Source organism: Acinetobacter sp. MD2(2019), from assembly GCF_035615615.1.
Taxonomy (GTDB): Bacteria; Pseudomonadota; Gammaproteobacteria; order Pseudomonadales; family Moraxellaceae; genus Acinetobacter.
Genome location: NZ_VTDU01000018.1, coordinates 43,724 through 49,852, shown reverse-complemented (window position 1 = coordinate 49,852; position 6,129 = coordinate 43,724). Strand labels below are relative to the sequence as shown.

The 6,129-nt window shown below is 41.6% G+C and carries 8 protein-coding genes; all 8 read right to left on the bottom strand.

Annotated features, from left to right (window positions below):
* A partial coding sequence (locus I2F62_RS10040) for a transposase (RefSeq protein WP_324626096.1) occupies positions 1 to 128 on the bottom strand: 128 nt, incomplete at its 3' end.
* Positions 129 to 214: 86 nt separating this feature from the next.
* A complete protein-coding gene (locus I2F62_RS10035; RefSeq protein WP_324626877.1) occupies positions 215 to 1,654 on the bottom strand; it encodes a protein adenylyltransferase SelO in 1,440 nt (479 codons plus the stop codon).
* A 126-nt stretch (positions 1,655 to 1,780) separates the two neighbouring features.
* The gene (gene msrA / locus I2F62_RS10030; RefSeq protein WP_324626876.1) at positions 1,781 to 2,299 is read right to left on the bottom strand and encodes a peptide-methionine (S)-S-oxide reductase MsrA; all 519 of its coding nucleotides are present in this window, start codon (positions 2,297 to 2,299) and stop codon (positions 1,781 to 1,783) included.
* 408 nt (positions 2,300 to 2,707) lie between these two features.
* Positions 2,708 to 3,223, bottom strand: a complete 516-nt coding sequence (locus I2F62_RS10025) for a dihydrofolate reductase (RefSeq protein WP_324626875.1) — start codon at positions 3,221 to 3,223, stop codon at positions 2,708 to 2,710.
* Entirely contained in the window at positions 3,220 to 4,062 is an 843-nt protein-coding gene (thyA, locus tag I2F62_RS10020; RefSeq protein ID WP_324626874.1) for a thymidylate synthase, read from the bottom strand. The genes I2F62_RS10025 and thyA overlap by 4 nt, the downstream gene beginning before the upstream one ends.
* A gap of 106 nt (positions 4,063 to 4,168) precedes the next feature.
* Positions 4,169 to 4,540 (bottom strand): hypothetical protein, encoded by a 372-nt coding sequence (locus I2F62_RS10015; protein ID WP_324626873.1) that lies wholly within the window; start codon positions 4,538 to 4,540, stop codon positions 4,169 to 4,171.
* Complete coding sequence (locus I2F62_RS10010) at positions 4,533 to 4,904, bottom strand: hypothetical protein (RefSeq protein WP_324626872.1); 372 nt, start codon at positions 4,902 to 4,904, stop codon at positions 4,533 to 4,535. The genes I2F62_RS10015 and I2F62_RS10010 overlap by 8 nt, the downstream gene beginning before the upstream one ends.
* Positions 4,905 to 5,071: 167 nt before the next feature.
* Complete coding sequence (locus I2F62_RS10005) at positions 5,072 to 6,010, bottom strand: Dyp-type peroxidase (RefSeq protein WP_324626871.1); 939 nt, start codon at positions 6,008 to 6,010, stop codon at positions 5,072 to 5,074.
* Positions 6,011 to 6,129: the final 119 nt, after the last annotated feature.

Genomic DNA, 6,129 nt, shown 5'->3' with positions numbered 1-6,129 from the left:
GACTTCCATTTGTAGAACGTTGCCGTACTCATACCGTGTTCACGACAAAGATTCGGTACAGGCGTGCCAGATTCAGCTTGTTTTAAAATACTCATGATTAAACTGTCTGAATATTTTGATGTTTTCATAGAAAATCTCCTTGGACAAAGGTTAATCGATTTTCTACTTTTAAACTCGCTTAATTTGCGGGAGCATTACCCTTCACTTTTATCAATTAAGAAGAACAACTCACGGCAACTTCTGCTTGATCGCTCGCCAGTGGCGCTAAGTCTTCAGCGCGTTCGAGTGGATGCTGGCTAAACGGCGTGGCAAGCAGTTGAAATAAACGATCAACTTCCGAGAAATCATCCTGCTCGGCCGCTTCAATGGCACGCTGTGCCATGTGGTTGCGTAAAATATAACGTGGATTATGCTGTTGCATAATTTGCTGTAACGCGTTTGTGTCTTGATGCGCTCGAATCAGTTCATATTGTGTCAAGAATTGATCGAACTGATGGGTGTCCAAACAATCATCACGTAATTGTTGATACTGTTGTTGCTGTAAGCGTAAGAAACTTTGCGTGTAGTCGAGCTGTTCGCTTTGTAAAATGCGTAAAAATTGCATGGCACAATCAAAACTTTCGGCATGGTCTTGCGGTAAGCCCATTTTTTGATTTAAACCTTGCTGATAATGCGTTAAGAAGGTTGGCTCATATTGTTCTAACGCTGCGGCTAAATCTTGCTTAAATTGTTCTTTGCCTTCCGCTTTGGCCAATGGAATTAAATTATTGAGCCAAATCCATAAATTCCAATGGCCAATGCTCGGTTGATTTTGAAAGCTATAACGCCCTTGTGCGTCTGAGTGGTTATTAATCCAATTGGGACGAAAGCGTTCCATAAAGCCAAATGGGCCAAAGTCGAGGGTAGAACCAGTAATATTTAAGTTGTCGGTATTCATCACGCCATGTGCAAAACCGACCAATTGCCAATCGGCAATCATGATGGCTGTTCGGCTAATCACCTGTTGGGCAAAGGCTAAGACGGGTTGTTCTGCGTTTAAGCATTCAGGGAAATGCCACTCGATACATTTTTGGGTAAAGTCGGTCAGTTGTTCGGGCGCATATTGATTGATCCATTCAAAATGCCCTAAGCGAATGTGGCTATCTGCGGTACGAAGCAACATTGCGCCAAATTCAGCCCGTTCACGCTGTACGGTTTGGGTGGAACTGGTAAAGCCGACCGCATTACTTGAAGCAATGCCTAATCCATTTAAGGCATGACCGGCTAAATATTCACGAATGACTGAACGCAGCACCGCGCGGCCATCGCCCATGCGCGAATAAGGCGTTTTACCTGCACCTTTTAAGTGTAAATCGATGGTCGCGCCCGTTTTGCTTTTGACTTGAGCAATTAAGAGTCCACGTCCATCGCCCAATTGTCCGGCCCATTGCCCAAATTGATGACCGGCATAAACCATTGCTAACGGTTCAAATCCTTCAACGGTTTGTTGTCCACTGCACAACGCGACCCAATTGTCTTTTTCTGCCTCACTCCATTGCAACGAATCGGCTAAAGCGCCATTAAAATGACCGGCTTTGGCACCTTGTAGCGGCATTGGTGCTTGTTGATGGTACAACTTCGGATTCAGTTGTGGGTAACGTGCATTTAAGATCATATAAATGGACTAATTTTGAGGATAATTCACTATAACAAAATTCGCCCGAAATCCTAAATACAGAATATGAGCCCAATAAAAATCAGCCATCGAAATGGCTGATTGAAGGGAGATGATTTGCGATGCTTATTTCATTAAATCTTGGAATTTACTGCGCAGCTTAATTAGTTTTGGTGGAATGGCAAAATTACAAAAGCCTTGCGTTGGATTTTTCGCATAGTAATTTTGATGATATTCCTCGGCACGGAAGAACGTTGGACGTGGGCTTAATTCAGTCACAATATTTAAACCATCGGCTTTGAGTTCATCAATAAACGCTTGTGCTTCTTGCTGTTGGCTTGCATTGTCATAATAAATAACCGAGCGATATTGCGTACCAATGTCATTGCCTTGACGATTTAGCGTGGTTGGATCGTGTGTGGCAAAGAACACGCCCAATAAATCGTTGTAACTAATTTGGTTTTCATCGTAGTCAATTAAGATCACTTCGGCATGTTGCGTTTCGCCGGTACAGACCGCTTCATAGGTTGGGTTGGGGGTTGTGCCACCGGCATAGCCACTGGTCACTTGACTGACACCGCGAAGCTCTAAAAATACCGCTTCGACACACCAAAAGCAGCCACCGCCAAAAAGGGCTTGTTGCATGGTAAAAATCCTTGTGGTTTAAAACATTGTTCAAGTATAAGCGAAGAATTTATACAATTTATGTGAAGACATGAGTTGATTTAATATAATTGGTGTCAATGAAAATAAAATTCAATCACAATCTGTGGTTTTTAGTCAAATAATTGTAAAACATAGTTATTTTTCATGTAAAACTAAATTCATTTTTAGATGGTTCAATGAGCTTGGATGTTGAATTTTCGATTTAAACGCGCGAGTTCTATTGCATGCTTAAATAGATAAAATTTTTTGATTGTGAATTTTTGGTTTGGTTCAGTTTGGAAAATTTTATGCTGAATATTTTTAAATCTGTGTTTAATACAGTGAAAACACAGCGATAAAAAAGGATACTGCATGGTGGTCAATATCCTTTTTTTGCATTTGCTGGGTTTAGCTTTTTTCATAACGCGCAAATTCAAATTGAATTTGGCTATTTTCATCGCAATGTTGTTCGCTAGCAGTTTTATTAAATTCTGCTGGAATATTGGGATAAAACGCATCGCCTTGCACATCAAGCATGACATGTGTCAGCTCTAAACGGTCAGCAATATCGAGTGTTTGTTTAAAAATTTCACCACCACCAATAATAAAAATACTGCTTGGTTTTTCACTATTCTTGGCGTCGATTGCCGCTTGGGTGAGTGCATCTTCAATGGTATGTGCCACTTTGGCGCTGCCAAAATGCCATGTTGTGTCGCGGGTAATCACCCAATTGACCCGTTTAGGTAAAGTGCGCCCCATCGACTCTAAGGTTTTGCGACCCATAACCACCACACCACCTTGGGTAATGGCCTTAAAATGTTGTAAGTCGGCAGGAATATGCCAAGGCAAAGCATTGCCTTGACCAATACAACCTTGTTGGTCCATGGCAACCACATGCACAATTTCTAAACCTTGAAAACTCATACTGCCACCGGTGCTTTAATTGCCGCATGTGATTGATAATCGACAATATTGATATCTTCAAAGCGGAAGTCGAAAAGGTTTTGAATATTTGGATTTAATTCAAGTCGACACAACGGTAATGGTTCACGCGTAAGTTGTAATTGGGCTTGCTCAAAATGGTTGGCATATAAATGGGTGTCGCCACCGGTCCAAACAAAATCGCCAACGCCTAGGCCACAGACTTGTGCAATCATATGGGTGAGGAGGGCATAACTGGCAATATTGAACGGCACGCCTAAAAATACATCGGCACTGCGTTGGTACAATTGGCAAGACAGTTTGTTATCTTGGACAAAAAATTGGAACAAGGTATGGCAAGGCGGTAAAGCCACTTGCCCTGCTTCATTTGGATTCCAGCCTGAAACAATAAGGCGACGTGAATTGGGATTGGTTTTAATTTCATTGACCAACCACGCAATTTGATCAAAACCATCTTTTTTATAGCTGCCATCGGCATTTTGGCTTGCGCCAAAATTACGCCATTGATGACCATAGACGGGTCCAAGCTCACCTTCTGGACGACCAAACCGTGCGGTTTGTTCTGCGGTTGCCCATTCATCCCAAATACTCACTTTGTTGTCTTTTAAGTATTGAACATGGGTGTCCCCTTTTAAAAACCACAACAGCTCAATCACAATAGAACGAAAATGAACTTTTTTGGTGGTTAAAAGTGGAAAACCTTGGTTTAGGTCGAAGCGCATTTGATGACCGAATACCGAACGTGTACCTGTACCTGTGCGGTCGCCTTTGTCGCCGCCTTGATCTAAGATATGTTGTAGAAGGTCTAAATAAGTGCGCATAAAACTCTCTAAATTTGGAACAAAAATGGTCGTTTCTTATCTATAAATGGTAGAGTCGAGACGGCTCATCATCATAGCAGAATGAGCGATCTTGCACTATGTGGAATTAGTGCCGTTTGCTACGGTATTGCAAGGTTAAGGCCAGTATGAATCCTAACAAGGCAAAGCCAAAAAACTGCGCAATATAGATCAAGGATAATGGCGGAGTATTGAAATAGCTTAAAATGAATAATCCTACAAACGGCAGAAAGAACAGTAGGTTGCTTAATTTCCCCAAGGTTTTTTCTAAAACACGTTGATGAAATTCGTTTAACCCATGTAGGAGAATGCCCAAGCCTAAGCTGACCAATGACGTCCATTTCGGCGGTTCATCTATTTTTGCAAGTAGAAGAATTGCGATGCAAACCGCAATAGTGAAAATAAATTTGTATTGACGATTAAACTTCGCCGAATAGAAAAAATTGAGCCAATTAAACATGGGTGGACTTTTTAAAGAGTGCTTGAGGGGAAAGCAGGCAAATACTCATCACCATAATGGCAATTCCTTGAATGCCCCATTCGAGTAAATGGTTGATGGTTTTTAAAAATAACAAGGCACACAGCAGAGCCAAAGGAATCCAAGTGAACACCCGATAAAGCAGTTTTCGTGGATCGTTATCGGTTAAATGTAATTTACAGAAACGACAAATAACAAAAATGAGTCCCGTTGCTGCAAAAAGCAGAATTAGCCCAATCGGCATGGGCGCAGTTAAATACAGTCCAATACTTAAGGCGGTAGCAATGATAAAAATCCATATTTTACTTGCAAAGGAAAGTGCTGGATTAAACCAAAATTCAAGCATATGCGGCGGATCTTGTATAAAAAATTGAGTTTAGCATATCCAAAAAGCGATGTTTAAAACACCCACCTAAAGCGAGTGCTTTTTAAGACAGCGTGAAAATATAATCTATAGATGAACAACCGACCGCCAAAGCGATCGGTTGTGTACAGTCAAACACTAAAATGAGTTTATTCGCTATCGATATTATCTAAAAAATCGTAGGTCGGTACAAAGAATAAACACCCTGTAATTGGCGTACTAAAGTCGAGCAGGCGGTCGACCGCACCTTCGCTATTGCCTTTAAACATGTTGCTTAACATGGTGTGGGTGGTGCTAAAGGTTCTGGCATAGCCAATAAAATAGGTACCATATTCATTTTTAGAAGGCTGCGCAAACGCCACATTGGCACGTAAGATTTTCAGCTCATTGCCATCGGCATCGTGTGCTTTACTCACATTGTTATGCGCGGTGATTGGCTTTTCGTCATCGCTGAGTTCGATGTCATCAAACTTACGTCGACCAATCACTTTTTCTTGTTCTTCGGTCGACAGCGCACGCCACATTTGCATGTTATGCAAATATTTTTGCGCGAAGGCATAACTGCCATTTTTAAATTCAGGATCTTCATCGCCCACAAGTGCCCATTCGCTGGCTTCTAAAAATTCTGGATTTTCTGTTCCATCCACAAAGCCAATAATCGCGCGACCATCTAAGTATCGGAAACCATGTGTTTCATCGACTGCACGCGTGGCATTGTTGAGTTGCTGATGAATCATGCTGGCCAATTCAAAGCAGATATCTTGACGATCGGCACGAATGTGGAAAAATAAATCGCCTTCGGTTGCAACCGCAAGATGTTTTTCGCCACGAATTTCAACAAAAGGTTTGAGTTCTTTTGGTTTCGGTTGATTCGGAAACAGTCGATCCCAGGCATCAGAGCCAAATCCCATCACTGCATTAAAATGACTGTCGGGAAAGCGATTACTTAAACTTCGAATCATTGGGGTAAAGCCCGAACAAAAATCGAGAACCTCGGCAAGCGCCTCTGCATTGTGATGAATGGAGAGCGTCATAAATAATGCATTTTCACCTGGGGGATTTGTTACGGGTTGAATTCGTTCAGCCATAAGAATGTCCTTAGTTGCATTTTTCTAAATTTAAGTGTGTGAAGGGTAAGATGTGTATTGCAGATGCTTTAATTATAAGCCGACCATCAGATTTGTGCTTTAGTTTATGATTATTTTCA